Raw genomic sequence first — 26495 nt, forward strand, 5'->3', positions numbered from 1 at the left:
TTATGGGTAGTATCAGGTTAAGATTTCCTCCCAGTCCAACCGGGAGAATTCATATTGGCAATATAAGAACTGCCCTTTTTAACTGGTTATGGGCACGAAAACAGGGGGGCACCCTTGTTTTGAGAATTGAAGATACTGACCGGGAACGCTCGGCCACTGAATTTGAAGAGATTATAATCAGGGAACTTCAGTGGCTCGGGCTAGATGTTGATGAAGGAGTTAATAAAGGTGGGGATTATGGTCCTTACCGGCAGTCTGAAAGGCTGGATATTTACAAAAAATACGCCAACAAACTCCTTGAGGAAGACAAGGCTTATTATTGTTACTGTACCCCTGAAGAATTAGAACAGATGAGGAAAGAGGCCCGCGCCCGGGGTGAAATGCCCCGCTATAACGGCCGTTGCCGTCATCTTACTGATGAGGAAAGAAAAAAACTGGAGTCTGAGGGGAGAAAACCCGTCATACGTTTTAAGTTACCTGATGAGGAGCAGGAGATTATTGTTAATGATCAGATCAAGGGTAAGGTATCATTTCAGACTTCAGTACTCGATGATTTTATTATATTTAAATCTGATGGTATGCCAACCTATAATTTTGCTGTAGTTATTGATGATGCCTTAATGAAAATTACCGATGTTATCAGGGGAGAAGACCATTTATCAAATACGCCAAAACAGCTTTTATTATACGAGGCCCTCGGGTTTGAACCACCCCGTTTTGCTCATTTGCCCCTTATTTTAAACAAGGACAGGGAGAAATTGAAAAAACGGAGTAATGATGATGCTGTTTATATCGGGGAATACAGGCGTAAGGGTTATTTACCTGAAGCCCTGTTTAATTACCTGGCTTTACTGGGCTGGGCCCCCAGGGATGGTCAGGAGCTTTTAAGCAGAGAGGAATTGATCAGACGCTTTGAATTAAAAGATGTAAATAAAAGTGGGGCTGTGTTTGATATAGATAAATTAAACTGGCTAAATGGTAAATATATTAGAAATGCTGACATTAAGAGAATTGTAGATCTTTCTATACCCTATCTAAAAGAGGCTGGATTGATTACCGGAGAAGTTGATGCTAGTTTATACCGGTGGCTGGTTAAGGTTATAGATGTAGCCCGGACCGGGGTTGATTACCTGAAACAGATACCTGAAGAAACTTCTCTCTTTTTTAAGAAAAATGTAGAGTTTGAGGATAAATCAAAAGCTATTGAGGAATTTAGTCAGGACGGGGTTACAGAGGTTTTCACAACACTTGTAAACAAATTAAAACAGCTTGAGACCTTGACCCCTGAAGCCATTGATGGTATCTTTAAAGAGATGAAAAAGGAACTCCCTGTAAGTCCCCGGACTATTTATCATCCAGTGAGACTTGCCCTGACAGGTCTGAATTCAGGTCCTGAAATTAAAAATGTTATATATATTCTGGGGATCAATGAAGTTGAGAAAAGGTTAAACGAGGCATTAAATATGACAGAATAGCATTTAGCTAGCTTAAATATAATTCAGGCCTTCATTCCGGTACTAAAATACCGGAAGGAGGCTTTTATTATATCTCTAAGCGTTGAGACATTTCTTTAGAATATGATGGTTATCCAATTATTTAACCAGACAACCAATAATTTATTTTTGTCAAAGGGTATATTATATATTTATTAGATGATTTAATTAAATAGATGATATGATTAGATGATATAAGATATATTTATATGGATATCCTGATGGCAGGATTTTTACCTGTTTGAGTGAAAGGGTGAAGCATAATATGCTCAGAGTATACAATACTTTAAGTAGAAAAAAGGAGAAGTTTACTCCTCTAGAAACCGGGAAAGTCAGGATGTATGTCTGTGGTCTAACCGTCCAGAATTACGCCCATATTGGACATATCAGGAGTGCGGTCAATTATGATGTTATCCGACGTTATCTTGAATATAAAGGGTATGAGGTAACCTATGTTCAGAACTTTACTGATATTAATGAAAAAATAGTGGCCCGGGCCCGGGAAGAAGGGTTAAGGCCACTGGAACTTGCTGATAAATATACTAAAGCCTATCTTGAAGATATTGAGAAGATGAAGATAAAAAGGGCAGATGTATACTGCCGGGCTACTGATACTATAAAAGAGATAATAAAAATGGTTAAAAAACTACTCGATAAAGGCTATGCTTATGAGGTCAATGGTAATGTATACTTCAGTGTGGAAAAATTTAGTGATTACGGAAAATTGTCCGGTCGAAATTTAGAAGAAATGCAGGCCGGGGCCAGAGTTGAAGTTAATGAAGAAAAGAGACATCCAATGGATTTTGCTTTATGGAAAAAGGCTCCCGCTGGTGAAATATCCTGGGATAGTCCCTGGGGGAAGGGATGGCCTGGCTGGCATATTGAATGTTCGGCAATGTCTATTAAATATCTGGGGAAGAGGATAGATATTCATGGTGGTGGCACAGATCTGATATTTCCCCACCATGAGAATGAGATTGCCCAGTCAGAGTCATGTACCGGGGAGAAACCCTTTGTTAAATACTGGCTTCACAATGGTTCGGTTAATTTAAAAGGTGAGAAAATGTCAAAATCTCTGGGTAATTTCTTTACTGTTCGTGAAATTTTAAAGGAGTTTAAACCAGATGAAGTGAGGTACTTCCTTTTAACCAAACATTATCGCAGTCCCATTGATTTTAATTTTGAGGAAGTAGAAGCTGCCCGTAAAAGCTGGCGGAAACTTGTGAATACTTACCAGGTGATGGTTCAGATTCTGGAAAAGGGAGTTATTACAAAAAACAAAATAACTGAAAATACTAAAGGTGAAAACACCATTATAAGTATTTTAAATAAAAAGGAAAAAGAATTTGAAGAGGCTATGGATGATGACTTTAATACAGCCCGGGCTACAGGGGTAATGCATGAACTTGCCAGAGAAATTAACACATTTGTTAATTCTCCTGAGTTTGAGCTGAATGGAGAAACCAGTAAAGTACTCAAAAAAGCTCAAAACCTTTTTGACCGCTTTTCTGATATTCTGGGTCTTGATTTGGCATTTTCTTCTTCTGATGAGGTAGATAATGAAATCTTAAATAACCTGGTTGATTTTATTCTTGAGATCAGGGATGAAGCAAGGCAGGAGAAAAACTGGCAGCTGGCTGATAGAATTCGTGATGGGCTTGAAGACCTTGGTTTTGAAATAAAAGATACCCCCCATGGGGTCAGGTGGGAAAGGAAGTAAAATTATGACCAATAAAGTTAATCTTATGTCTCCAGGCCACCTGGCCTATGTTGGTGATAGTGTTTATGAATTACTGGTCAGAAATTATCTGGTAAACCAGGGTATTTATCCCCTGAATAAAGTTCATAAAAATGCGGTTAGGCTGGTTAATGCTGCTGCCCAGGCCCGGGGTTTGAGGGCTATTGAAGATAAATTAGAAGATAAAGAAAAGGCTATTGTCAGGAGAGGACGGAACTTTAATAGTGGAAGCAGTCCCAGAAATATGAAGATTGCTGATTACAGACTCAGCACAGGGCTCGAGGCCCTTTTTGGTTACCTTTATTTAAACGGTAATTATGACCGTATAAAAGAGTTATGGTCACTTCTTATAAAGGAACTGGAGGGAGAGTAATAATGGAAGTAAGACCTGAAGCAAAATTAATTGATTATACCCCCGATCCGGAAAAAAATGTCGCTATTTCGGCCAGATTGTGTTATTCAAAAAAAGGACCGGAGCAGTTAATGGAAGAGATGAGTAGAGAGGAAATAGAAAAACTGGTAAGAAAGGTTGTCAGTATGGGGCATCTATCAACCCTGGAGCATACCTATTTTTATTTTCATATCCAGTGTAGCCGGGTAACCAGTCATCAGCTGGTAAGACAGAGAATCGGGGTTTCTTATAGCCAGCGTTCTCAGCGCTATGTTTCGGAGGAGGATTTTGATTATATTATTCCCCCCTCTATTCAGAAAAATAGTGAGGCCCTGAAGGCTTTCAGGGAATATATGGAAATATCTAAAGAGGCTTATAAATCACTCCTCGATAAGGGTATTCCCAAGGAAGATGCCCGTTTTCTTTTACCGGCTGTTAAGACCAATCTGGTTGTGTCCTATAATGCCCGTTCCTTAATGCATTTTTTCAGGTTAAGATGTTGTAACCGGGCCCAGTGGGAGATAAGAAGTATTGCCAATCAGATGCTTTTTCAGGTGAGGAAAGTAGCCCCTGTTTTATTTGAAAAGGCAGGACCTACCTGTGAGGTAGAAGGTTACTGTCCTGAAGGGGAATTTTCCTGTGGCCGTATTGATAATATAAAAACATCATAAGAGGTGATATAATATTATGGCCCAGATTGAAGGCCGCAATCCAGTTATTGAAGCTATTAAAAGCGGGAGAACTATTAAAAAAATATTTATACAGGAAGGGGTCAGGGGTAAGAAAGTAGACAGGATAATAAAAGAAGCCAGCAGGTTTAATATTCCACTTCAAAAAGCCAAAAAGGATTTTCTGGATAAAAAGGCCAGGTCCCATTCCCATCAGGGTATTATAGCCATGGCTGATGATATTAAATATGTATCTCCCCGTGAAATGGTTGAAATTGCCAGGGAAAAAGGAGAAGATCCCTTTATTATAATACTTGATCAGGTACAGGATCCCCACAATCTCGGTGCTATAATTAGAACAGCTTATGCAGCAGGAGCCCATGGGCTGATTTATCCCCGGAAAAGGTCAGCCGACATTACCCCGGTTGTGACCAAAGCCTCGGCCGGAGCTGTTAATCACCTGCCTCTGGCTAAAGTCTCCAATATAAACTATACCATTGCTGACTTGAAAGATATGGGTCTATGGATAACGGGGACCGATGTCAGGGGGACCAGACCTTATTATTCTGCAGATTATAAAGGTCCAGTCGGACTTGTAATTGGAAACGAAGGTAAGGGGATGCGTCGTCTGGTAAAAGAAAATTGTGACTTTGTGGTTAATATCCCCATGAGTGGTGAACTGGGGTCCCTCAACGCTTCAGTGGCAGCAGGGGTAGTTATTTTTGAGGTTGTCCGACAACGGCGCTCAACTTAATACTGCTTGACTATGTTCTATTAAATAAGTATAATAGAGATGTATAAGGGAGGGGATCCTGGTTGAAGGGAAATGCACAGGAAAAATATGATTATGAAGATTATAATCAATTGGGGGATGAGGAGTTAGTAGAATTAGTCCATAAGGGAGATAAAATAGCTGAAGAAACACTGATAAAGAGATATAAAAATTTTGTCCTGGCCAAGTCTAGGTCTTATTTTTTGGTAGGAGCAGATAGAGAAGACATTGTCCAGGAAGGAATGATTGGGTTATATAAAGCTATTAGAGACTATAAGGTTGATAGACTGGCTTCTTTCCGGGCTTTTGCTGAATTATGCATTACCCGGCAGATTATTACAGCTATTAAAGCAGCTACCCGCCAGAAGCATCAGCCGTTAAATTCTTACGTTTCCTTAAACCGCCCTATTTATGATGAAGAATCGGACCGGACCCTGCTGGATGTTCTAAATGGGGGAAAGCTTTCCGATCCTGAAGAACTTTTTGTGAGCAAGGAAACCTATAATTTAATTGAAAATAAAATTACTGAAATGCTTAGCCAGCTGGAATTAAATGTTCTCCAGGAATATCTTGAAGGCAAATCATACCAGGATATAGCCGAAAGTTTAGACAAGCACGTGAAATCAGTTGATAATGCACTTCAGCGGGTTAAGAGAAAGCTGGAAATTTTCCTGGAGAAACATAATATTTAATTTTCATTATGCCACCATCCGGTGGTGCTTTTACATAATGACTGCTATAATTAAAAAGTATTTCTGGCAGCAGTCACTTGCATTACAAGACTAAAACAAGGAGGATGAAAAAGGATGGCAAAAGAAAAATTTGAAAGGACAAAACCGCATGTTAATATTGGAACCATAGGTCACGTAGACCACGGTAAGACTACTTTAACAGCAGCGATAACAGCTGTATTATCAAATCTGGGTAGTGCTGAAGTAATGCCCTTTGATTCTATCGATAATGCACCTGAAGAAAAAGAAAGAGGAATAACCATTGCTACCTCTCACGTTGAATATGAGACTGCTAATAGGCACTATGCCCACGTTGACTGTCCAGGTCATGCTGACTATGTAAAGAATATGATTACCGGGGCCGCCCAGATGGACGGAGCTATTCTGGTAGTATCAGCAGCAGACGGACCGATGCCCCAGACCAGAGAACATATTCTTCTGGCCCGTCAGGTAGGTGTACCGAGCATAGTTGTCTTTTTAAACAAGGCCGATATGGTAGATGACGAAGAGTTAATTGAGCTGGTAGAGATGGAAGTAAGGGAATTATTAAATGAATATGAATTCCCTGGAGATGACGTACCGGTAATAGTTGGATCAGCATTACAGGCTCTTGAAAATCCTGATCCTGAAGGAGAATGGGGTAAGAAGATCATTGAACTTATGGAAGCAGTAGATGAATACATTCCCGAACCAGAAAGGGATAAAGACAAACCATTCTTGATGCCAGTAGAAGACGTATTCAGTATTACCGGACGTGGAACAGTAGCTACCGGTAGGGTAGAGAGAGGAACCTTACATCCCGGTGACGAGGTAGAAATTATCGGGATTAAAGAGACCCAGGAGACCGTAGTAACCGGGGTAGAGATGTTCCGTAAGTTACTGGATGAAGCGGTAGCAGGAGATAACATTGGAGCCCTGTTAAGGGGTATAGGAAGAGATGAGATAGAAAGGGGTCAGGTATTAGCCAAGCCAGGGAGTATAACCCCACATACCCACTTCAAGGCTGAGGTATATGTTCTGACCAAAGAAGAAGGAGGAAGGCATACTCCATTTTTTGAAGGATACAGGCCCCAGTTTTATTTCAGGACCACAGACGTAACCGGGACTATCAGCTTACCAGAGGGAGTAGAGATGGTAATGCCCGGTGACAATGTAGAGATGGAAGTAAAATTAATTACTCCCATTGCTATGGAAGAAGGATTAAGGTTTGCTATCCGTGAAGGTGGCCGTACCGTTGGTGCCGGTGTTGTCAGCCAGATTATTGAGTAAAAATATCTCCCTCTCTTAGTTGAGATAGTTTAACAGGAATGGTTTGGACAATAAAAGCATGTGCTCTTTGGTGGAGCACATGCTTAAAAATTGATGTTGACATTTTTCAGGTAATGTGATAAATTAATTAAGGTTGTAACCAGAAAGCATTTCCTTCCAGTAACAATAAAAGATCTTTCTGTTTTAAGATGAGGGGGTGGCAATACATGAGGGAAATAATTACACTTGAGTGTACCGAATGTAAAAATCGTAATTATACCACTACCAAAAACAAGAATAATACCCGGGAAAGACTGGAACTAAAAAAATATTGCAAGCACTGTCAGAAACATACACTACATCGGGAGACAAAGTAGTTTTACTGTGGAGAGAATGTTGATAGGTAGTAGGTGAGGATAGTTTGCTAATAGAATCTAACTTCTATATACTAAAATAATGAGGGTGGGAATGTTATGGCAGGTCTCAGTTTTTTCGGGAAAATAAAGAAATTTTTCCGTAATTTCAAGGCTGAACTGAAGAAAGTTAACTGGCCTAGAAAAAAAGAGTTATCATCTTATACAGCAGTAGTGCTGGTTACTGTTGTGGCTTTGATTATTTTTATAGGGGTAATGGATTATATCTTAACAAGTATAATTACCCCACTTATTATGTAGGTAAGGAGGTGGGGGTGTACCTACCTGGTAGGTCTTTATTATGGAAGAAGAAAAGAAGTGGTATGTAGTTCATACTTATTCCGGTCACGAAAATAAAGTTAAGGCAAATCTGGAAAAACGCATTAAGGCAACTGATATGGAAGATAAGATTTTTAGAATACTTGTTCCTACCGAAGAAAAAATAGAAAGTAAAAAAGGCAAACAGAAAAAAGTAGAAAAGAGAATATTTCCCGGTTATGTTCTGGTAGAGATGATTATGACAGATGACTCCTGGTATGTTGTTAGAAATACTCCAGGTGTAACTGGTTTTGTAAGTAGTGGGACCAAACCTTTACCCTTACAGCCTGAAGAAGCCAAACACATCCTTAGAGGAATGGGAATTGAAGATGATAAAATTGAATTGGACTTCGGGGTTGGAGATAAAGTAAAAATAGTTGATGGCCCCTTTGAAGAATTTATTGGAGAAATTAAAGAGGTACACCCACAACAGAGCAAGGTAAAGGTATTAGTTTCTATGTTTGGTAGAGAGACTCCCCTTGAGCTGGAGTTCTCCCAGATTGAGAAAATATAACGGTTGGTCATAGAAAGGAGGGATAGTAATGGCCAAGAAAGTAATTGGGAAAATTAAGTTACAGATTCCGGCTGGAAAAGCAAACCCAGCACCTCCGGTTGGTCCAGCCCTGGGTCAGCATGGGGTTAATATTATGGAGTTCTGTAAAGCATTTAACGCTAAAACACAGGATCAGGCAGGAATGATTATTCCGGTTGAAATTACTGTCTATGCCGACCGTTCTTTTGATTTTATTACCAAGACACCACCTGCATCTGATTTACTCAAAAAAGCTGCCGGTCTGGAAAGGGCTTCCGGTCAGCCTAATATTAACAAGGTCGGAACTGTAACCAAGGAAGATATTAAAGAGATTGCTGAACTTAAAATGCCTGACTTAAATGCAGGAAGTTTAGAAGCAGCTATGAGAATGATTGAAGGTACTGCCCGTAGTATGGGTATAGTTGTTAAATAATTTTGTTTAGATGTTAAAAAATACGATTAGTGGGAGGATGCAAATCCGTTAAAGACCACAAGGAGGAGATAATAATGGCTAAACATGGTAAACGCTATCAGGAGAGCAGGAAAAAGGTTGACAGGGAAAAATTATACTCTCCCGCCGATGCCCTTGAGCTTGTTAAAGATATTGCCAGTGCCAATTTCGATGAAACAGTAGACCTGGCTGTTAAACTCGGGGTTGATCCCAAACACGCTGATCAAAATGTAAGGGGAGCAGTTGTTCTGCCTAAAGGTACCGGAAAAGAGGTTAAGGTTATTGTTTTTGCTAAAGGTGAAAAGGCAAAGGAAGCTGAAGAAGCCGGTGCCGATGTCGTTGGTGCCGACGATCTGGCAGAGAAGATAAAAGGTGGCTGGCTGGATTTTGATGTAGCCATTGCTACCCCTGATATGATGAGTGTTGTTGGTAAATTAGGTAGAATACTGGGACCTAAAGGTTTAATGCCAAATCCCAAGGTGGGAACAGTAACTTTTGAGCTGGAAAAGGCAGTCAAAGATGCTAAAGCCGGTAAAATCGAATACAGGGTAGACAAGAATGGTAATATTCACCTGCCCATAGGTAAGGTATCTTTCCCTGTCGATGATTTAATGGAAAATTTCAAAACCATTATTGATGTTTTATTGAGAGAGAGACCTGCTTCCGCCAAGGGGCGTTATATGAGAAGTGTTACAGTTTCCTCAACCATGGGACCTGGTATCAAGGTAGATCCGAACCAGGCTATTGATTTAATCCGAAAATAAACCCTTGACAATATAATTTGTTATGTGTTATTATTTGTTAGGTAAAAACAGAATAGCCGTTCTTAACCGTAGACAGCAGGGGTCAAAAAGACTTAATAATCCTGCCGAGGTTAATGGTTTGTTTGATGGGGTTTTTCATAACCATGCCCCGGATAGCCAGTCATTACTACCTCCTGTCTATAGGGAGGTTTTTTTAATGCAGTTAGAAATAAAATACATTGGTATGACTTAAGGGGGTGAAAGGCATTGCCTAGACCGGAAAAGGAAGCAGTTGTTAACGAGCTAACCGATAAACTCAGCAGTGCTAAATCTCTGGTTCTGACAGATTATAAGGGACTGGATGTAGCTACCATTACTGAGTTGAGAGCAAAGTTAAGAGAAGCTGGTGTTGAGTACAGGGTTGTTAAAAATACCCTGGCCAGAATAGCGGCCAAAAAGGCTGAAATTGAAGAGATTAATGAGGTTTTAGTCGGACCAACTGCAATTGCATTTGGTATTGAAGATGCTGTATCACCGGCAAAGGTGCTTGTGGATTTTGCCAAAGAACATGAAGAACTTGAAATTAAGGGTGGCGTACTTAATGGTGAAGTAATTGATGATGAAAAAATAAAATCACTGGCCAAGATCCCACCGAGAGAAGAGTTGCTGGCAAAGGCTTTTGCCGGTATGAAGGCTCCTTTGACCGGATTTGTTAATGTCTTGCAGGGTAATATTAGAAATCTTGTTAATGTCTTAAACCAGATCAAGGATCAAAAGGATGAGTAATTTTTAAGGTTTTTAACTACTTTATATTAATTAGAAAAAATTATTAAGGAGGCTCATAAAATGACTAAAGAGGAAATTATTGAAGCAATTGAAAATATGACTGTACTGGAACTGGCCGAGCTGGTTGAAGAGTTAGAAGAAAAATTTGGTGTATCTGCTGCAGCTCCAGTTGCTATGGCTGCAGTTCCGGGAGCTCAGGGTGGTGAACAGCAGGAAGAAAAAACTGAATTTGATGTTCACCTTGCTGAAATTGGTGGTAAGAAGATTAATGTTATTAAGGTTGTTCGTGAAGTTACCGGTCTGGGACTTAAAGATGCTAAAGCCCTCGTTGACGATGCTCCTACCAATGTTAAAGAAGGCGTCAGCAAAGAAGAAGCTGAAGAAATTAAATCCAAGCTCGAAGATGCCGGGGCTACTGTTGAGTTAAAATAACCCCCCATCAAAGTTATAAGTAAATTAAAAAAGTACTCTGTTTTTACAGAGTACTTTTTTAATATTTATATATTTTTACTGACTTTTTACTGACCTTCAGGAAAACAGGATAATAAATATATTATTAATATATAGAATCTAATACGGGTTATTAGTAATAAAGGGTACGGGGTAGTGGGGTATTGATATACCAGATTAATCGATATTAAAAAAGAATTAAACCTGGATTTTTAAATTAAATTTTTGGATTAATATTTTATGAAATTAGAAAAAATAATCTTGACAAGACAGGACTGTTATGATAATATTATTAATTGTCGATAAGAATAGGAACAGTATGCAAATAAAGTATAATGACAGGGGTTTTTAATGGATGTATAATATAAACTAAAAGGTAATACAGAAGGCTAGCACCTATATGTATAGTTAAGATCAGAACGGGTCATAATATATATATAGGGCTTTTTTCTAACTTTATATGGTTATTATGAGGCAGGGTGTTTAGTTTACCTGCTTTATATAATGTATATATACATAAAAGCTTTATGCTTTATAACCTTAAGCTTTATAAAGCTTTATGTTTTTATAAGATCCTAATAAAATTGTATGTCCTGGGGGTGCAAAAATGGCAAAGGGATTGAGGAGAGAAAGGTATAGTTTTGCTAAAATTGAGGATGCACATGAAGCACCTTATTTACTTAACACACAGATAAGCTCTTATAATTGGTTTCTGGAGGAAGGGTTAAAAGAAGTATTTGAAGAAATTTCACCAATTGAGGATTTTTCTGAGAACCTTGTCCTGGAATTTGTCGATTACCATCTGGGAGAGCCCAAATACAATGAAGAAGAGTGCCGGGATAGGGATGCTACCTATGCAGCACCCTTACAGGTAAAAGTAAGATTAATAAATAAAGATACCGGTGAAGTTAAAGAACAGGAAGTTTTTATGGGTGATTTCCCTTTAATGACAGACAAGGGAACCTTTATTATTAATGGTGCCGAAAGGGTAGTTGTTAATCAGTTAATCCGGTCTTCAGGTGTTTATTTCGGGGAAGAGAGAACTAAAGATGGTAGGCGTCTCGTTTCTGCCAATATAATTCCTAATAGAGGGGCCTGGATTGAATTCGAGTATGATAAAAAACGAATTGTTTCAGTCAGGGTTGACAGAACCCGTAAAATGCCATCAACTGTACTCTTTAGAGCTCTTGGTTATGGAACAGATGCTGAATTAATAGATTTATTCGGTGAACATGAAGTTATACATGATACCCTTGAAAGGGATAACACTGATTCCCAGGAAGAAGCCCTGATTGAATTATATAAAAGGTTAAGGCCGGGTGAACCTCCCACTGTTGAAAGTGCTAAAAATTTACTAGAATCATTATTCTTTGATCCCAAACGGTATGACCTGGCCCTTGTCGGAAGGTATAAAATTAATAAAAAGCTGGGCCTTGACATTGATCCTGATAAAAAATGCCTTGATAAGAGGGATATTGTAGAAACAGTACGTTATTTGCTGAGAATTATAGATAATGATCCGGAGGCCAGTATTGATGATATAGATCATCTGGGGAATCGTCGTTTAAAGACTGTTGGAGAATTGTTACAAAATCAGTTCAGGATCGGTTTATCCAGAATGGAACGGGTTGTCAAGGAAAGAATGACTATTCAGGACATAGATGTAGTAACACCCCAGGCTTTAATTAATACCAGACCAGTAGTGGCATCTATTCAGGAGTTTTTTGGAAGCAGTCAGTTATCTCAGTTTATGGACCAGACCAATCCCCTGTCTGAACTGACCCATAAGAGGAGATTAAGTGCTCTTGGACCGGGTGGGTTAAGTCGAGACCGGGCCGGTTTCGAAGTCAGGGACGTACATCACTCTCATTATGGTAGGATCTGTCCAATTGAGACACCGGAAGGTCCCAATATTGGTCTAATAGGATCAATGAGTACTTATGCCCGTACCAATAAATTTGGTTTTCTGGAAACACCATATAGAAAAGTAGTTAATGGTAAGGCAACCAATGAAATAGAATATTTAACTGCTGATGAAGAAGATAAATACACCATTGCCCAGGCTAATGAACCCTTTGATGAAGATGGTAATTTCTTAAATGACCTTGTAATTGCCAGACATCGTGGTGATATTCTGGAAGTATCTCCTGAAAAAGTTGATTATATGGATGTTTCTCCAAAACAGCTAGTTGGGGTTTCTGCTTCAATGATACCCTTTTTAGAAAATGACGATGCTAACAGGGCCCTAATGGGAGCAAACATGCAGCGGCAGGCTGTTCCCCTTATTAAACCTGATGCCCCCATTGTGGCTACTGGAATGGAATATAGAGCGGCTAAAGACTCCGGGGTTGTAATTATTGCAAAAAATTCAGGTGTAGTTACCAGGGTTACCGCTGATGAGATTGTCATTAAAACAGATGATGGTAAGATTGATACCTACAAAATCCTTAAATTTAAGCGTTCAAACCAGGGTAGTTGTATAAATCAGCGTCCTATAGTCCGGAAAGGCCAGCGTGTTGACAAAGGCGATGTTATCGCTGATGGTCCGTCAACAGACCATGGTGAAATGGCCCTGGGACGTAATACTTTGATTGCCTTTATGCCCTGGGAAGGTTATAATTATGAGGATGCTATTTTAATCAGTGAAAAACTGGTTAAAGAAGATGCCTTTACTTCAGTTCACATAGAAGAGTATGAGGCTGAAGCCCGGGATACAAAACTTGGCCCTGAAGAAATTACCAGGGATATCCCCAATGTTGGCGAAAATGCTCTTAAAAACCTTGATGAACGCGGTATAATCAGGGTAGGAGCAGAAGTAAAAGAAGGAGATATTCTGGTCGGCAAGGTTACCCCTAAAGGTGAAACCGAGTTATCAGCCGAAGAAAGGTTGTTAAGAGCTATCTTTGGTGAAAAGGCCAGGGAAGTCAGGGATACTTCCCTGAAAGTACCCCATGGTGAAGAAGGTATTATTGTTGATGTTAAAGTCTTTTCCAGGGAAAATGGAGACGAATTAAAGCCCGGTGTAAATAAACTGGTCAGGGTTTATGTAGCTACCAAACGCAAGATTTCTGTTGGTGATAAAATGGCCGGACGTCACGGTAATAAAGGTGTAATATCCAGGATTTTACCGGAAGAAGATATGCCCTTTTTACCGAATGGTGAACCAGTTGAAGTAGTACTGAATCCCCTGGGTGTACCATCACGTATGAATATCGGGCAGGTTCTGGAAACTCATCTTGGACTTGCTGCCAAAGCCCTGGGGCTTTATGTTGAGACACCTGTATTTAATGGAGCTCTTGAAGAAGAAGTAGAAGATTTACTCGAAAAAGCCGGGTTTGACAGGGATGGCAAGACTGTTCTTTATGATGGGCGAACAGGTGAGCCCTTTGATAATAGAGTAACTGTTGGTTATATGTATGTTCTGAAACTCCACCATCTGGTAGATGATAAGATTCATGCCCGTTCTACCGGACCTTATTCACTGGTTACCCAGCAGCCTCTTGGTGGTAAGGCTCAGTTTGGTGGCCAGAGGTTCGGTGAGATGGAAGTCTGGGCTCTGGAAGCATATGGTGCTGCCTACAGTCTGCAGGAAATGTTAACTATCAAATCAGACGATGTTGTGGGCAGGGTAAAAACCTATGAGGCCATTGTAAAAGGTGAAAATGTTCCTGAACCAGGAATTCCCGAATCGTTTAAAGTACTAATCAAAGAGATGCAGAGTCTTGGACTTGATGCCAAAATCTTCACCGAGGATGAGGAAGAACTGCAAATCGCAGAGGAAGAAGAAGAGTTTACTGATACTGCAAAAAAACTGGGACTTGATATGGATCTAAGTGATAACAATAAGAAAGGTTCTGAAAAAGATTCCAGTGAAGAATAATATAACTTTATTACTGGGTTTTAAAGGGTTTAAAAACTATTGAAGAAAGGGGAGAGGCCCTTGTTTAATGTAAATAGTTTTGACTCCATGAAAATAAGTGTTGCTTCACCGGAGCAAATTCGTGACTGGTCCCGCGGGGAAGTTAAAAAACCAGAAACGATTAATTATAGAACGCTTAAACCTGAAAAAGATGGTCTTTTTTGCGAGAAAATTTTTGGCCCTACAAAAGATTATGAATGTCATTGTGGAAAATATAAGCGGGTCAGGTATAAGGGGGTTGTCTGTGACCGCTGTGGTGTTGAAGTAACCCATTCTAAAGTGAGACGGGAAAGGATGGGGCATATTGAGTTAGCAGCCCCCTGCACTCACATCTGGTTTTTTAAAGGGATCCCCAGCAGGCTAGGTCTTATTCTGGATATGTCTCCCCGGGCCCTTGAAAAAGTAATTTATTTCGTATCATATATCGTTATTGATGCAGGAGAGTCACCACTGAGTGAAAAACAACTCCTTTCTGAAACAGAATATAGAGAAGCCCGACAGAAATATGGAGATTCTTTTGAGGCCGGTATGGGAGCTGAAGCTGTTAAAGAGCTTTTGAAAAAAATTGATGTCGGAGCAGAGGTTAAACGGCTCAAAAAAGAAGTAAAAGAAGCAAGTGGTCAGAGAAGGAAAAGAGCTATCAGGAGACTTGAGGTCCTTGACGGCTTAAATAAATCTGGAATTAAGCCAGAGTGGCTGGTTCTTGAAGTTATTCCTGTTATACCCCCAGACCTACGACCAATGGTACAGCTTGACGGAGGCCGCTTTGCTACTTCTGACCTTAATGACCTTTACCGACGGGTAATAAACAGAAATAACAGGCTTAAAAGGTTGCTTGATCTGGGAGCCCCAGAGATTATAATCAGAAATGAGAAACGAATGCTCCAGGAAGCAGTGGATGCTTTAATAGATAATGGTCGGCGTGGCCGCCCTGTTACCGGAGCCGGTAATAGACCATTAAAATCCCTCAGTGATATGTTAAAGGGTAAGCAGGGAAGGTTCAGGCAGAATCTTCTCGGTAAAAGGGTCGACTATTCAGGTAGGTCAGTTATTGTTGTTGGTCCAGAATTAAAAATGCATCAATGTGGACTTCCCAAGAAAATGGCTCTTGAACTGTTTAAGCCTTTTGTAATGAAGGGGTTAGTTGATAAAGGACTTGCTCATAATATTAAAAATGCCAAAAGGATGGTAGAAAGGGTAGATGATGAAGTCTGGGGGGTACTGGAAGAGGTAATTGAAGATCATCCTGTTCTTTTAAACCGTGCTCCCACCCTTCATAGACTCGGAATTCAGGCCTTTGAACCTGTTCTGGTTGAAGGTAAGGCCATTAAATTACATCCCCTGGTCTGTACTGCTTATAATGCTGACTTTGACGGGGACCAGATGGCAGTTCATGTACCATTATCGGCAGAGGCCCAGATAGAATCACGTGTTCTAATGTTATCAACCAGCAATATTCTGGCACCTTCAGATGGAAGTCCGATCACAGTACCTACCCAGGATATGGTAATTGGAATTTACTATCTGACCACCATAAAAGATGGTGAAAAAGGTGAAGGCAAATTATTTGCTTCCCCTGAAGAGGCCATTAAAGCCTATGATACAGGAAAGGTTAGTCTGCAGGCCAGAGTAAAAGTAAGATTAGATGGAAAACTGGTAGAAACATCACCGGGGCGGGTAATATTTAATGAAGCCTTACCTGAAAAAATGGAATTTATTAATTATCAGGTTGATAAAAGTGAGCTGGGCGATATTGTGGCTGATTTACATGAGAAATTTGGAAATGATATAACAGCCAGAGCCCTGGATAAAATTAAAGAACTGGGTTATGATTTTGCGACCCGGTCCGGTATTACTATTGCTGTCAGTGATGCTTCTATATCACCGGCCAAAGAGAAAATTCTGAATGAGGCTGAAGAAGAAGTTAGAAATATAGAGCAGCATTATAGAAGAGGGGCTATAACCGAGAATGAAAGGTACCAGAAGGTTGTAGATATCTGGAACAAAGCTAAAGATGCTGTTACTGATGCTTTACTCGATCACCTGGGTGAAGACAACAACATTTATATGATGGCTATTTCCGGTGCCCGTGGTAATACTTCTCAGATATCACAGTTGGCCGGTATGCGTGGCCTTATGGCTGATCCTTCCGGTCGAATTCTTGATATTCCAATCCGTTCCAGTTTCCGTGAAGGGTTAAATGTTATGGAATTTTTTATTTCAACCCACGGAGCCAGGAAAGGTCTGGCTGATACAGCCATCAGAACAGCAGACTCCGGATACTTGACAAGGCGTCTGGTTGACGTCTCCCAGGATGTAATTATCAGAGAAGATGACTGTGGTACTGAAAATGGCATTTATGTAGAAGCTATCGGTGGTAAAGGTGATGATGCCATTGAGACTCTTGCCGAAAGGTGTATTGGGCGTCTGGCTGCAGAAGATATAGTTGATCCCTCTAATGATAAAGTAATTGTCAAAAGGGATGAGTTGATAACCAGAGACAAAATGAAAGAAATAAATGCGGCCGGTATCGAAAGGGTTAAAATCAGGTCTGTATTGACCTGTGAAACCAAACACGGTGTTTGTCGTAAGTGTTATGGCCGGAATCTGGCTACCGGTAAACTTGTTGATATTGGGGAAGCAATCGGCATTATTGCTGCCCAATCTATCGGAGAGCCAGGAACCCAGCTTACCATGAGGACCTTCCATACCGGTGGTGTTGCCGGTGATGATATCACCCAGGGTCTTCCCAGGGTTGAAGAGTTATTTGAAGGAAGGACCCCGAAAGGTCAGGCTATAATAACTGAAAAGACCGGACGGGTTAAAATACTGGAAAAGAGAAACAGTAGACGGATTGTTATCGAAGATGATGATGGTAAGAAGAAAACTTACCAGGTTCCATATGGGTCCAAGGTTATTGTAAAGGATGGCCAGATGGTTAAGGCCGGGGATAAACTGACTGAAGGTCCCCTTGATCCCAGTACTGTACTGAAAATCAAGGGTGTTGATGAGGTTCAGGATTATCTCCTACAGGAAGTCCAGAAGGTATACCGCTCCCAGGGTGTTGAAATTAATGATAAACATATTGAAGTAATCATAAGGCAGATGATGAGGAAAGTGAGAATTATTGACCCTGGTGATACTGACTTCCTGCCAGGAAGCCTGGTAGACCGGCTGGAATTTAATGAGATTAACCATAAAATGGTTGACGAAGGGAAACAACCAGCCACATGTAAACCAGAATTACTGGGTATTACCAAGGCATCCCTGGCTACTGACAGTTTCCTGTCTGCAGCTTCATTCCAGGAAACTACCCGGGTTTTAACAGAAGCATCCTTGGAGGGTAAAGTTGATCCCCTCCTGGGCCTTAAAGAGAATGTGATTATCGGTCAGTTAATTCCGGCCGGTACAGGTATGAAGTATTATCGTGATATATCGATGCTTGATGATAATGGGCAACCGATTCCGGGTAGTATTGATGAACTGGTTGAGGAATAATAATGGATAAATGCCCTCAGGGGCATTTATCCATGTTTTATAAGTTGTAGTAAGCATTATATAGATATAAAAGGGTATAAATTAATAAAAATACTCTATAAAGGACAAAATAATCATATTATAAATACTACATTATAATTATTTTGACCAGGATAAAAATAATGATTTCAAATTAAAAAAATCTTATTGACATCAAACATGAAAGGTGTTAAAATACTTAAGTGTGTGTTAGTTAAACTGGTCTTCCGGGAGAGGGGGATGAGTGATGATGCTAACCGAGCTTAAGAATATAGATAATAAGGTAGTAGGTACCAAGCAGACCTTAAAAGCAATAAAAAATAGTGAAGTCAAAAAAGTTTTCCTGGCTGAAGATATCGACAAACCATTATATAATCAGATTGTAGAAACTGCAACCCAATATGATGTACCTATTGAAAAAGTTGATAGTAAACTGAGATTAGGCCGTGCCTGCGGAATTGATGTATCGGCCGCCTGTGCAGCATTATTGAAATAACTGGAAGGAGGTGTTTTTATGCCAACAATTAATCAGCTAATACGCAAGGGGAGAAAAAAGGTTAAGAAGAAAAAGACTGCACCTGCCCTCCAAGGTTCACCACAAAAGAGAGGGGTATGTACCAGGGTATATACTGCCACACCGAAAAAGCCTAATTCCGCTCTGAGAAAAGTTGCCCGTGTTAGATTAACCAATGGTATTGAAGTAACAGCATATATTCCTGGAATTGGTCACAACTTACAGGAGCACTCCGTTGTTCTGGTAAGGGGTGGCAGGGTTAAGGATTTACCTGGTGTCAGGTATCATATTGTTCGTGGTGCCCTTGATGCAGCTGGTGTTGAAGGCCGCAAACAAGGTCGTTCCAAATATGGGGTTAAAAAGCCGAAATAAGTAATGAAGGGGGGATATAGATGCGTAAAAATAGGGCTACCAAAAGGAGAGTTAATCCAGACCCTGTTTATAATGATGTCATTATAGCTAGATTTATAAATAAAATTATGTATGATGGCAAAAAGGGCCTGGCTGAAAGAATTATGTACCAGGCAATGGATCTTATAAAAGAACGGACCGGAGAAAACCCGGTTGAACTTGTTAAAAAGGCATTAGATAATGTTATGCCTGTTCTGGAAGTTAAATCACGCCGGGTTGGTGGTTCTAACTACCAGGTTCCGGTAGAAGTTAGTGAACCCAGAAGAGTAAGTCTTGGTATTCGTTGGATTGTAGAGGCTGCCCGTAATCGTGGTGAAAGAACAATGGTAGAAAGGTTAGCCAGTGAATTGCTTGATGCATCCAATAATACCGGTGGGGCAGTTAAAAAGAAAGAAGATGTTCACCGGATGGCCGAAGCCAACAGAGCTTTTGCCCACTATAGATGGTAATATATGACGATAAGTTTAAATAAGGGGGGAGAATAGTGGCCCGGCAATATCCTTTGAAAAAGACAAGGAATATAGGAATTATGGCCCATATTGATGCCGGAAAAACTACAACGACAGAACGTATTTTGTACTACACCGGTAGAGTGCATAAAATGGGTGAAGTGCATGACGGAGCAGCCGTAATGGACTGGATGGAACAGGAACAGGAAAGAGGTATTACCATTACTTCAGCTGCTACTACCTGTGAATGGCAAAAACATCGCATTAATATTATAGACACGCCTGGACACGTGGACTTTACAGTAGAGGTAGAAAGATCCCTCCGTGTCCTTGATGGAGCCATCGCTCTTTTCTGTGCTGTTGGTGGTGTTGAGCCACAGTCTGAAACAGTCTGGAGACAGGCTGATAAATACCAGGTACCCAGGATTGCCTTTGTAAATAAAATGGATAGAATGGGTGCTGATTTTTTCCATGTAATTGAAATGATGGAAGACCGACTGGGGGCCAATGCTGTTCCCTTACAGATACCTATTGGTTCTGAAGATGATTTTGAAGGTATTGTAGATTTAGTGACAATGGATGCTGTAGTTTATAAAGATGATCTCGGGGTTAAGTATGAAAGGGTTGATATACCTGAAGATTACCGGGAACAGGCTGAAGAATACAGGGAAAACCTCCTGGAAGCAATATCTGAATTAGATGATGAAATAATGATGAAATACCTGGAAGGTGAAGAGATTACAACTGATGAACTAAAGACTGCCCTGAGGAAGGGTGTTCTTGATGTTGAGATAGTCCCTGTGCTCTGTGGCTCTGCTTTCAAAAATAAAGGAGTTCAGCTCCTTTTAGATGCAGTAATAGATTATTTACCTTCTCCAGTAGATGTACCACCTGTAGAAGGTATGAACCCTGATACTGAAGAGGAAGAGATCCGTAAAGCCGGTGATGATGAGCCATTTTCCGCTCTGGCATTTAAGATTATGGCTGATCCCTATGTCGGTAAACTAACTTTCTTCAGGGTTTATTCCGGGGTTTTAGAGGCCGGTTCTTATGTCTACAACTCTACAAAGGGACATAAAGAAAGGATTGGCCGGATACTCCAGATGCATGCTAATCACAGGGAAGAAAGGGAATCAGTTCATGCCGGAGACCTGGCTGCTGCAGTAGGGTTGAAAAATACCGCTACCGGTGATACCCTCTGTGATGAGGACCATCCCATTGTGCTGGAATCAATGGAATTCCCGGAACCTGTAATTTCAGTAGCTATTGAGCCCAAGAGTCAGGCTGAACAGGATAAATTAAGTCTGGCCTTACAGCGTCTGGCAGAAGAGGATCCTACCTTTAAGGTCAGGACAGATGAAGAGACCGGTCAGACCATAATCCGGGGTATGGGTGAACTTCACCTGGAGGTAATTGTCGACCGTCTGTTAAGAGAGTTTAAAGTTGATGCTAATATAGGTCGGCCCCAGGTTGCTTATCGTGAAACCATTACCCGGAAAGTTACTGATGTTGAAGGTAAGTTTATCCGTCAGTCCGGTGGTCGTGGTCAATATGGTCATGTTATTATTGACATTGAACCTCTTGAAGAAGGAGAAGGCTTTGAGTTTGTAAATAAAATTGTCGGTGGGGCTATTCCCAAGGAATATATCCCTGCTGTCGAAGATGGTATTGTTGAAGCTATGGAAAACGGGGTTCTGGCTGGATATCCGGCAGTTGACCTGAAGATAACCCTTAAAGACGGTAGTTACCACGAGGTTGACTCTTCAGAGATGGCCTTTAAAATTGCCGGTTCGATAGCCTTTAAAGAAGGTGCCCAAAAGGCTAGTCCCGTTATCCTGGAGCCAATTATGGATGTTGAAGTTGTAGTTCCAGAAGAATATATGGGTGATGTTATTGGTGACCTCAACGGGCGCCGTGGTAATGTTCAGGGGATGGAACGTAGAGCCAGTGCCCAGGTAGTAAAAGCCTATGTTCCCCTGGCAGAAATGTTTGGCTATGCTACCGATTTGCGTTCTAAAACCCAGGGACGTGCTACTTACACCATGCAGTTCTCCCATTATGAGCCTGTCCCTGATAATATTGCTAAAGAAATAATTGGAAAATAAAACATTACTGAAGGAGGATGAAAAAGGATGGCAAAAGAAAAATTTGAAAGGACAAAACCGCATGTTAATATTGGAACCATAGGTCACGTAGACCACGGTAAGACTACTTTAACAGCAGCGATAACAGCTGTATTATCAAATCTGGGTAGTGCTGAAGTAATGCCCTTTGATTCTATCGATAATGCACCTGAAGAAAAAGAAAGAGGAATAACCATTGCTACCTCTCACGTTGAATATGAGACTGCTAACAGGCACTATGCCCACGTTGACTGTCCAGGTCATGCTGACTATGTAAAGAATATGATTACCGGGGCCGCCCAGATGGACGGAGCTATTCTGGTAGTATCAGCAGCAGACGGACCGATGCCCCAGACCAGAGAACATATTCTTCTGGCCCGTCAGGTAGGTGTACCGAGCATAGTTGTCTTTTTAAACAAGGCCGATATGGTAGATGACGAAGAGTTAATTGAGCTGGTAGAGATGGAAGTAAGGGAATTATTAAATGAATATGAATTCCCTGGAGATGACGTACCGGTAATAGTTGGATCAGCATTACAGGCTCTTGAAAATCCTGATCCTGAAGGAGAATGGGGTAAGAAGATCATTGAACTTATGGAAGCAGTAGATGAATACATTCCCGAACCAGAAAGGGATAAAGACAAACCATTCTTGATGCCAGTAGAAGACGTATTCAGTATTACCGGACGTGGAACAGTAGCTACCGGTAGGGTAGAGAGAGGAACCTTACATCCCGGTGACGAGGTAGAAATTATCGGGATTAAAGAGACCCAGGAGACCGTAGTAACCGGGGTAGAGATGTTCCGTAAGTTACTGGATGAAGCGGTAGCAGGAGATAACATTGGAGCCCTGTTAAGGGGTATAGGAAGAGATGAGATAGAAAGGGGTCAGGTATTAGCCAAGCCAGGGAGTATAACCCCACATACCCACTTCAAGGCTGAGGTATATGTTCTGACCAAAGAAGAAGGAGGAAGGCATACTCCATTTTTTGAAGGATACAGGCCCCAGTTTTATTTCAGGACCACAGACGTAACCGGGACTATCAGCTTACCAGAGGGAGTAGAGATGGTAATGCCCGGTGACAATGTAGAGATGGAAGTAAAATTAATTACTCCCATTGCTATGGAAGAAGGATTAAGGTTTGCTATCCGTGAAGGTGGCCGTACCGTTGGTGCCGGTGTTGTCAGCCAGATTATTGAGTAACACTCAACATAGAAAAAGAAGAGGAGTCTCTTCTCCTCTCTTTTTCTATGTGAATATATAAATGCCGTTTTTATAGATATAAAAGGTAGTTTGCCATTATTAATATTAATTGAGCTGGTATTGATATTACGGCCATACGAAGGAGGGAAGATAATGGCTAAACATGAAAAAATAAGGATTCGCTTAAAAGCATATGAACACGAACTGCTTGACCAGTCAGCCCAGAAAATTGTGGCCACAGCAAAAAGAACGGGAGCTGAGGTATCAGGCCCTATTCCACTTCCCACTGAGAAGGAAGTATATACAGTATTACGTTCACCCCATGTTCATAAGGACTCCCGGGAGCAGTTCGAGATGAGGACCCATAAAAGATTGATAGATATAGTTGATCCAACCTCTAAAACAGTGGATGCCCTGATGAGGTTGGATTTACCGGCTGGAGTAAATATTGAGATAAAGTTATAAGAGGAGGTGTGTAAGTCGTGGCCAAAGGAATAATTGGAAAAAAGCTGGGGATGACCCAGATATTTGATGATGATGGTAATGTTATTCCAGTAACTGTAGTTCAGGCTGGCCCCTGTGTTGTTATCCAGAAAAAAGTTGAAGAAAGAGATGGATACAATGCTCTGCAGGTGGGTTTTGAAGATGTGCCTGAACACAGAGTAAATAAACCTTTGAAAGGCCATTTTGAAAGAGCAGGGGTTAAACCCAAAAAACATGTTAAAGAATTCATGGACTTTCCTGAAGACCTGAATGAAGGTGATGAAATCACTGTTGATATATTTGAAGAAGGTGAACTGGTAGATGTAACCGGTATTTCCAAAGGTAAAGGTTTTGCCGGTACAATTAAAAGGTGGAATTTTAGCAGAGGGCCAATGAGCCATGGTTCTAGATTCCACAGGGCTCCAGGTTCAATTGGTGCTGTTGATGCTTCTCGAGTTTTTAAAGGCCAGAAACTTCCCGGAAGGATGGGTCATGACCGGGTTACCATTCAAAACCTGGAGGTAGTAAGGGTAGATTCTGAGAAAAATCTACTTTTAATTAAGGGTTCTGTACCCGGACCCAACAAAGGTATTTTAACTATCAGGGAAGCAGTTAAAAAAGCCAGTAATGCCTAGGTTATTTGAGTAGAAAGGGGGATAATATAATGCCGCAGGTAGCTAAGTATGATACAACCGGTAACCGGGTTGGTGATATAGATTTAGCTGATAACGTTTTTAATGAAGAAGTTAATGAACATGTTGTTCACCAGGTTGTCACAGCTCAGCTGGCAACTATGCGTAGAGGTACAGCTTCTACCAAAACCAGAGGTGAAGTCAGCGGAGGTGGACGAAAACCCTGGAGGCAGAAGGGAACCGGTCGGGCCAGACATGGAAGTATTCGGTCACCCTTATGGGTTGGTGGTGGAATTGTTTTCGGTCCAAGACCACGCAAGCATATCAAAAAGGTTCCCAAAAAGGTTAAAAAATTGGCTTTGAGGTCAATTTTAAGTTATAAATCACAGAATGAAGAATTGATTATCCTTGATGAATTGAAATTTGATACCCCAAAAACCAAACAGGTGGTAGAATTATTATCAAATCTGAATCTGGAAGGTAAAAAAGTGTTAATCATTTTACCTGATAAGGATGCTAACATTTACCTCTCAGCCCGTAATATTCCAGGAGTAAAGACTCTGGTTGTAGATGCCCTTAATGCATTCGACCTTCTTAACAATGATTGTATTGTTATGTCTGAAGAGGCTGTTAAAAGGGTAGAGGAGGTGTTAGCCAGATGAAAGATCCACGTGATATCATTATAGAACCAATTGTAACTGAACAGAGTATGGATTTAATTGAAGAAAATAACACCTATACTTTTAAGGTTGCAAAAGATGCCAATAAAATAGAGATTAAAAAGGCTGTTGAGGAAATATTCAATGTAGATGTAATAAAGGTTAATACTATTAATGTTAGAGGAAAGAAAAGACGCCTGGGCTGGCACGAAGGAAAAAGACCCGACTGGAAAAAAGCCATGGTCAGGCTTTCTGAAGGTGACAGAATTGAGATTTTTGAAGGTATGTAATTAAGTTAAACAAAGGAGGGAAAAGTGATGGCTATAAAAAAGTTTAAACCAACCACTCCATCCAGGCGCTTTATGACAGTTTCAGCCTTTGATGAGATTACCAGAAGAGAGCCAGAAAAAAGCCTTCTTGCCCCATTGAAAAAGACCGGTGGTCGTAACTCTTATGGACGTGTAACTGTAAGGCACAGGGGCGGGGGACATAAGCGCCGCTATCGTATTATTGATTTCAAACGTGATAAGGATGGGGTACCGGCCAGGGTAGCCAGTATAGAATATGACCCGAACCGTTCTGCCCGAATTGCTTTACTCCACTATGTAGATGGTGAGAAGAGATATATCCTGGCCCCCAATAAATTGCAGGTAGGAGATACAGTTAAATCCGGGGAAGATGCAGAAATCAAACCCGGTAATGCTTTAAAATTAAAAAATATACCGGTAGGTACTATTATTCATAATATAGAGTTAAAGCCTGGCAAAGGTGGTCAGCTGGCCAGGGCTGCCGGAACAATGGCCCAGATCCTTGCCAAAGAAGGCAAATATGCTCATATTAAATTGCCTTCAGGTGAAGTAAGGTTAATAAGCCTTGAATGCAAGGCTACTATAGGTCAGGTTGGAAATATCGATCATGAAAATATATCTATAGGTAAAGCCGGGCGTAAACGCTGGCTGGGTAAAAGGCCACACGTTCGTGGTGTAGCTATGAACCCTGTTGATCACCCACATGGTGGTGGTGAAGGACGGACCTCAACCGGTCGTCATCCGGTTACACCATGGGGTAAACGTACTTTAGGTAAGAAAACCAGGAAAAGGAAGGCTTCTGATAAGTATATTATCCGTTCTCGCCGTGCCCGCAAACGGTAATTAAAGAAAGGAGGGGTAATCTTGGGTAGGTCACTGAAAAAAGGACCTTATGTTGATAAGAAACTTTTAAATAAAATTAAAGAAATGAATGAAAGCGGTAAGAAAAAAGTTATTAAAACCTGGTCAAGGGATTCGACAATATTTCCTGAAATGGTAGGCCATACTATAGCAGTCCATGATGGTCAAAAACATGTTCCGGTTTATATAACTGAAGATATGGTTGGTCATAAGTTAGGGGAATTTGCTCCGACCAGGAAATTTAGGGGGCATGGTGCCCATACAGAGCGTTCAACCGCACTCAAATAGATTGATTAACGAATTATCAGTCCTAGCAGAAAGGAAAAGGGGGTTGTGCTATGGAGGCTAGAGCTGTTGCCAAATATGTCCGAGTTTCCCCGCGCAAGGCAAGACAGGTAATTGACTTAATTAGAGGGAAAGAAATAGGTGAAGCCCTTGGTATTTTAAAACATACTCCTAAAAAGGCTTCATCCATTATTGAAAAAGTTTTAAATTCTGCTATTGCAAATGCGGAAAATAACCATGATATGATGGTAGAGGACTTATATGTTTCCAAAGCTTATGTAGATGAAGGTCCAACTATGAAGAGGTACCGGGCCCGGGCTATGGGTCAGGCCGGCCTTATCAGAAAAAGAACCAGCCACATAACTATTGTGGTTAGTGAAAAGAAGGAGGGATAAATT

29 protein-coding genes and 1 other annotated feature are annotated in these 26495 nt (G+C 40.8%); all 29 genes read left to right on the top strand.

Annotated features, from left to right (window positions below; translation table 11 throughout):
- Positions 1–2: 2 nt before the first annotated feature.
- A complete protein-coding gene (gene gltX, locus HORE_RS00580) occupies positions 3–1475 on the top strand; it encodes a glutamate--tRNA ligase (protein ID WP_012635055.1) in 1473 nt (490 codons plus the stop codon).
- Positions 1476–1758: 283 nt separating this feature from the next.
- Positions 1759–3213 (top strand): cysteine--tRNA ligase, encoded by a 1455-nt coding sequence (gene cysS / locus HORE_RS00585; protein WP_012635056.1) that lies wholly within the window; start codon positions 1759–1761, stop codon positions 3211–3213.
- A gap of 4 nt (positions 3214–3217) precedes the next feature.
- Entirely contained in the window at positions 3218–3604 is a 387-nt protein-coding gene (locus tag HORE_RS00590) for a Mini-ribonuclease 3 (RefSeq protein WP_012635057.1), read from the top strand.
- Between the two features lie 2 nt (positions 3605–3606).
- Positions 3607–4293, top strand: coding sequence for an FAD-dependent thymidylate synthase (gene thyX, locus HORE_RS00595; RefSeq protein WP_012635058.1), 687 nt, complete (start codon positions 3607–3609; stop codon positions 4291–4293).
- Positions 4294–4309: 16 nt separating this feature from the next.
- Positions 4310–5044, top strand: a complete 735-nt coding sequence (rlmB, locus tag HORE_RS00600; RefSeq protein ID WP_012635059.1) for a 23S rRNA (guanosine(2251)-2'-O)-methyltransferase RlmB — start codon at positions 4310–4312, stop codon at positions 5042–5044.
- A 62-nt stretch (positions 5045–5106) separates the two neighbouring features.
- Positions 5107–5754, top strand: a complete 648-nt coding sequence (gene sigH / locus HORE_RS00605; RefSeq protein ID WP_012635060.1) for an RNA polymerase sporulation sigma factor SigH — start codon at positions 5107–5109, stop codon at positions 5752–5754.
- Positions 5755–5868: 114 nt separating this feature from the next.
- Positions 5869–7062: an elongation factor Tu gene (gene tuf, locus HORE_RS00610; protein ID WP_012635061.1), complete on the top strand. Its 1194-nt coding sequence runs from the start codon at positions 5869–5871 to the stop codon at positions 7060–7062.
- A 206-nt stretch (positions 7063–7268) separates the two neighbouring features.
- The gene (gene rpmG / locus HORE_RS00615; RefSeq protein WP_041605700.1) at positions 7269–7418 is read left to right on the top strand and encodes a 50S ribosomal protein L33; all 150 of its coding nucleotides are present in this window, start codon (positions 7269–7271) and stop codon (positions 7416–7418) included.
- Positions 7419–7514: 96 nt separating this feature from the next.
- Positions 7515–7715 carry a preprotein translocase subunit SecE gene (gene secE, locus HORE_RS00620; RefSeq protein ID WP_012635063.1) on the top strand — a complete coding sequence of 67 codons (201 nt, stop codon included), beginning with the start codon at positions 7515–7517 and terminating at the stop codon, positions 7713–7715.
- 40 nt (positions 7716–7755) lie between these two features.
- The gene (gene nusG / locus HORE_RS00625; protein ID WP_012635064.1) at positions 7756–8286 is read left to right on the top strand and encodes a transcription termination/antitermination protein NusG; all 531 of its coding nucleotides are present in this window, start codon (positions 7756–7758) and stop codon (positions 8284–8286) included.
- A 28-nt stretch (positions 8287–8314) separates the two neighbouring features.
- Entirely contained in the window at positions 8315–8737 is a 423-nt protein-coding gene (rplK, locus tag HORE_RS00630) for a 50S ribosomal protein L11 (protein ID WP_012635065.1), read from the top strand.
- 74 nt (positions 8738–8811) lie between these two features.
- Entirely contained in the window at positions 8812–9519 is a 708-nt protein-coding gene (gene rplA / locus HORE_RS00635) for a 50S ribosomal protein L1 (RefSeq protein WP_012635066.1), read from the top strand.
- Between the two features lie 34 nt (positions 9520–9553).
- Entirely contained in the window at positions 9554–9751 is a 198-nt protein-coding gene (locus tag HORE_RS00640) for a hypothetical protein (RefSeq protein WP_041605702.1), read from the top strand.
- Positions 9568–9723 (top strand) — a sequence feature (ribosomal protein L10 leader region). Its footprint overlaps the gene before it by 156 nt.
- Before the next feature lie 14 nt (positions 9752–9765).
- The gene (rplJ, locus tag HORE_RS00645; RefSeq protein WP_012635067.1) at positions 9766–10284 is read left to right on the top strand and encodes a 50S ribosomal protein L10; all 519 of its coding nucleotides are present in this window, start codon (positions 9766–9768) and stop codon (positions 10282–10284) included.
- Between the two features lie 60 nt (positions 10285–10344).
- Positions 10345–10716: a 50S ribosomal protein L7/L12 gene (gene rplL, locus HORE_RS00650; protein WP_012635068.1), complete on the top strand. Its 372-nt coding sequence runs from the start codon at positions 10345–10347 to the stop codon at positions 10714–10716.
- 625 nt (positions 10717–11341) lie between these two features.
- Positions 11342–14614, top strand: a complete 3273-nt coding sequence (gene rpoB, locus HORE_RS00655; protein WP_012635069.1) for a DNA-directed RNA polymerase subunit beta — start codon at positions 11342–11344, stop codon at positions 14612–14614.
- A gap of 60 nt (positions 14615–14674) precedes the next feature.
- The gene (gene rpoC / locus HORE_RS00660; protein WP_041605710.1) at positions 14675–18151 is read left to right on the top strand and encodes a DNA-directed RNA polymerase subunit beta'; all 3477 of its coding nucleotides are present in this window, start codon (positions 14675–14677) and stop codon (positions 18149–18151) included.
- Positions 18152–18416: 265 nt separating this feature from the next.
- Positions 18417–18665: a ribosomal L7Ae/L30e/S12e/Gadd45 family protein gene (locus HORE_RS00665; RefSeq protein WP_012635071.1), complete on the top strand. Its 249-nt coding sequence runs from the start codon at positions 18417–18419 to the stop codon at positions 18663–18665.
- Between the two features lie 18 nt (positions 18666–18683).
- The gene (gene rpsL, locus HORE_RS00670; RefSeq protein WP_012635072.1) at positions 18684–19055 is read left to right on the top strand and encodes a 30S ribosomal protein S12; all 372 of its coding nucleotides are present in this window, start codon (positions 18684–18686) and stop codon (positions 19053–19055) included.
- Positions 19056–19075: 20 nt separating this feature from the next.
- On the top strand, positions 19076–19543 hold the full coding sequence (gene rpsG / locus HORE_RS00675; RefSeq protein ID WP_012635073.1) for a 30S ribosomal protein S7: 468 nt from the start codon (positions 19076–19078) through the stop codon (positions 19541–19543).
- 35 nt (positions 19544–19578) lie between these two features.
- Positions 19579–21648: an elongation factor G gene (fusA, locus tag HORE_RS00680; protein ID WP_012635074.1), complete on the top strand. Its 2070-nt coding sequence runs from the start codon at positions 19579–19581 to the stop codon at positions 21646–21648.
- Between the two features lie 27 nt (positions 21649–21675).
- Positions 21676–22869: an elongation factor Tu gene (tuf, locus tag HORE_RS00685; protein WP_012635061.1), complete on the top strand. Its 1194-nt coding sequence runs from the start codon at positions 21676–21678 to the stop codon at positions 22867–22869.
- 153 nt (positions 22870–23022) lie between these two features.
- The gene (gene rpsJ, locus HORE_RS00690; RefSeq protein WP_012635075.1) at positions 23023–23334 is read left to right on the top strand and encodes a 30S ribosomal protein S10; all 312 of its coding nucleotides are present in this window, start codon (positions 23023–23025) and stop codon (positions 23332–23334) included.
- Between the two features lie 17 nt (positions 23335–23351).
- Positions 23352–23987 (top strand): 50S ribosomal protein L3, encoded by a 636-nt coding sequence (gene rplC / locus HORE_RS00695; RefSeq protein ID WP_012635076.1) that lies wholly within the window; start codon positions 23352–23354, stop codon positions 23985–23987.
- A gap of 29 nt (positions 23988–24016) precedes the next feature.
- Positions 24017–24646 (top strand): 50S ribosomal protein L4, encoded by a 630-nt coding sequence (rplD, locus tag HORE_RS00700; RefSeq protein WP_012635077.1) that lies wholly within the window; start codon positions 24017–24019, stop codon positions 24644–24646.
- On the top strand, positions 24643–24933 hold the full coding sequence (rplW, locus tag HORE_RS00705; protein WP_012635078.1) for a 50S ribosomal protein L23: 291 nt from the start codon (positions 24643–24645) through the stop codon (positions 24931–24933). Before rplD ends, rplW begins: the two co-directional genes overlap by 4 nt.
- Positions 24934–24960: 27 nt before the next feature.
- Positions 24961–25794: a 50S ribosomal protein L2 gene (rplB, locus tag HORE_RS00710; protein ID WP_012635079.1), complete on the top strand. Its 834-nt coding sequence runs from the start codon at positions 24961–24963 to the stop codon at positions 25792–25794.
- A 21-nt stretch (positions 25795–25815) separates the two neighbouring features.
- Positions 25816–26100 carry a 30S ribosomal protein S19 gene (gene rpsS, locus HORE_RS00715; protein WP_012635080.1) on the top strand — a complete coding sequence of 95 codons (285 nt, stop codon included), beginning with the start codon at positions 25816–25818 and terminating at the stop codon, positions 26098–26100.
- A 50-nt stretch (positions 26101–26150) separates the two neighbouring features.
- A complete protein-coding gene (gene rplV, locus HORE_RS00720; protein ID WP_012635081.1) occupies positions 26151–26492 on the top strand; it encodes a 50S ribosomal protein L22 in 342 nt (113 codons plus the stop codon).
- The last annotated feature ends 3 nt before the right edge of the window (positions 26493–26495 follow it).

The organism is Halothermothrix orenii H 168 (assembly GCF_000020485.1).
GTDB lineage: Bacteria > Bacillota > Halanaerobiia > Halanaerobiales > Halothermotrichaceae > Halothermothrix > Halothermothrix orenii.

Coding starts and splice junctions, on each gene's coding strand:
- gltX (WP_012635055.1), top strand. CDS start 3: ATGGGTAGTATCAGGTTAAGATTTCCTCCCAGTCCAACCGGGAGAATT.
- cysS (WP_012635056.1), top strand. CDS start 1,759: ATGCTCAGAGTATACAATACTTTAAGTAGAAAAAAGGAGAAGTTTACT.
- HORE_RS00590 (WP_012635057.1), top strand. CDS start 3,218: ATGACCAATAAAGTTAATCTTATGTCTCCAGGCCACCTGGCCTATGTT.
- thyX (WP_012635058.1), top strand. CDS start 3,607: ATGGAAGTAAGACCTGAAGCAAAATTAATTGATTATACCCCCGATCCG.
- rlmB (WP_012635059.1), top strand. CDS start 4,310: ATGGCCCAGATTGAAGGCCGCAATCCAGTTATTGAAGCTATTAAAAGC.
- tuf (WP_012635061.1), top strand. CDS start 5,869: ATGGCAAAAGAAAAATTTGAAAGGACAAAACCGCATGTTAATATTGGA.
- rpmG (WP_041605700.1), top strand. CDS start 7,269: ATGAGGGAAATAATTACACTTGAGTGTACCGAATGTAAAAATCGTAAT.
- secE (WP_012635063.1), top strand. CDS start 7,515: ATGGCAGGTCTCAGTTTTTTCGGGAAAATAAAGAAATTTTTCCGTAAT.
- nusG (WP_012635064.1), top strand. CDS start 7,756: ATGGAAGAAGAAAAGAAGTGGTATGTAGTTCATACTTATTCCGGTCAC.
- rplK (WP_012635065.1), top strand. CDS start 8,315: ATGGCCAAGAAAGTAATTGGGAAAATTAAGTTACAGATTCCGGCTGGA.
- rplA (WP_012635066.1), top strand. CDS start 8,812: ATGGCTAAACATGGTAAACGCTATCAGGAGAGCAGGAAAAAGGTTGAC.
- rplL (WP_012635068.1), top strand. CDS start 10,345: ATGACTAAAGAGGAAATTATTGAAGCAATTGAAAATATGACTGTACTG.
- rpoB (WP_012635069.1), top strand. CDS start 11,342: ATGGCAAAGGGATTGAGGAGAGAAAGGTATAGTTTTGCTAAAATTGAG.
- HORE_RS00665 (WP_012635071.1), top strand. CDS start 18,417: ATGATGCTAACCGAGCTTAAGAATATAGATAATAAGGTAGTAGGTACC.
- rpsL (WP_012635072.1), top strand. CDS start 18,684: ATGCCAACAATTAATCAGCTAATACGCAAGGGGAGAAAAAAGGTTAAG.
- rpsG (WP_012635073.1), top strand. CDS start 19,076: ATGCGTAAAAATAGGGCTACCAAAAGGAGAGTTAATCCAGACCCTGTT.
- tuf (WP_012635061.1), top strand. CDS start 21,676: ATGGCAAAAGAAAAATTTGAAAGGACAAAACCGCATGTTAATATTGGA.
- rpsJ (WP_012635075.1), top strand. CDS start 23,023: ATGGCTAAACATGAAAAAATAAGGATTCGCTTAAAAGCATATGAACAC.
- rplD (WP_012635077.1), top strand. CDS start 24,017: ATGCCGCAGGTAGCTAAGTATGATACAACCGGTAACCGGGTTGGTGAT.
- rplW (WP_012635078.1), top strand. CDS start 24,643: ATGAAAGATCCACGTGATATCATTATAGAACCAATTGTAACTGAACAG.
- rplB (WP_012635079.1), top strand. CDS start 24,961: ATGGCTATAAAAAAGTTTAAACCAACCACTCCATCCAGGCGCTTTATG.
- rplV (WP_012635081.1), top strand. CDS start 26,151: ATGGAGGCTAGAGCTGTTGCCAAATATGTCCGAGTTTCCCCGCGCAAG.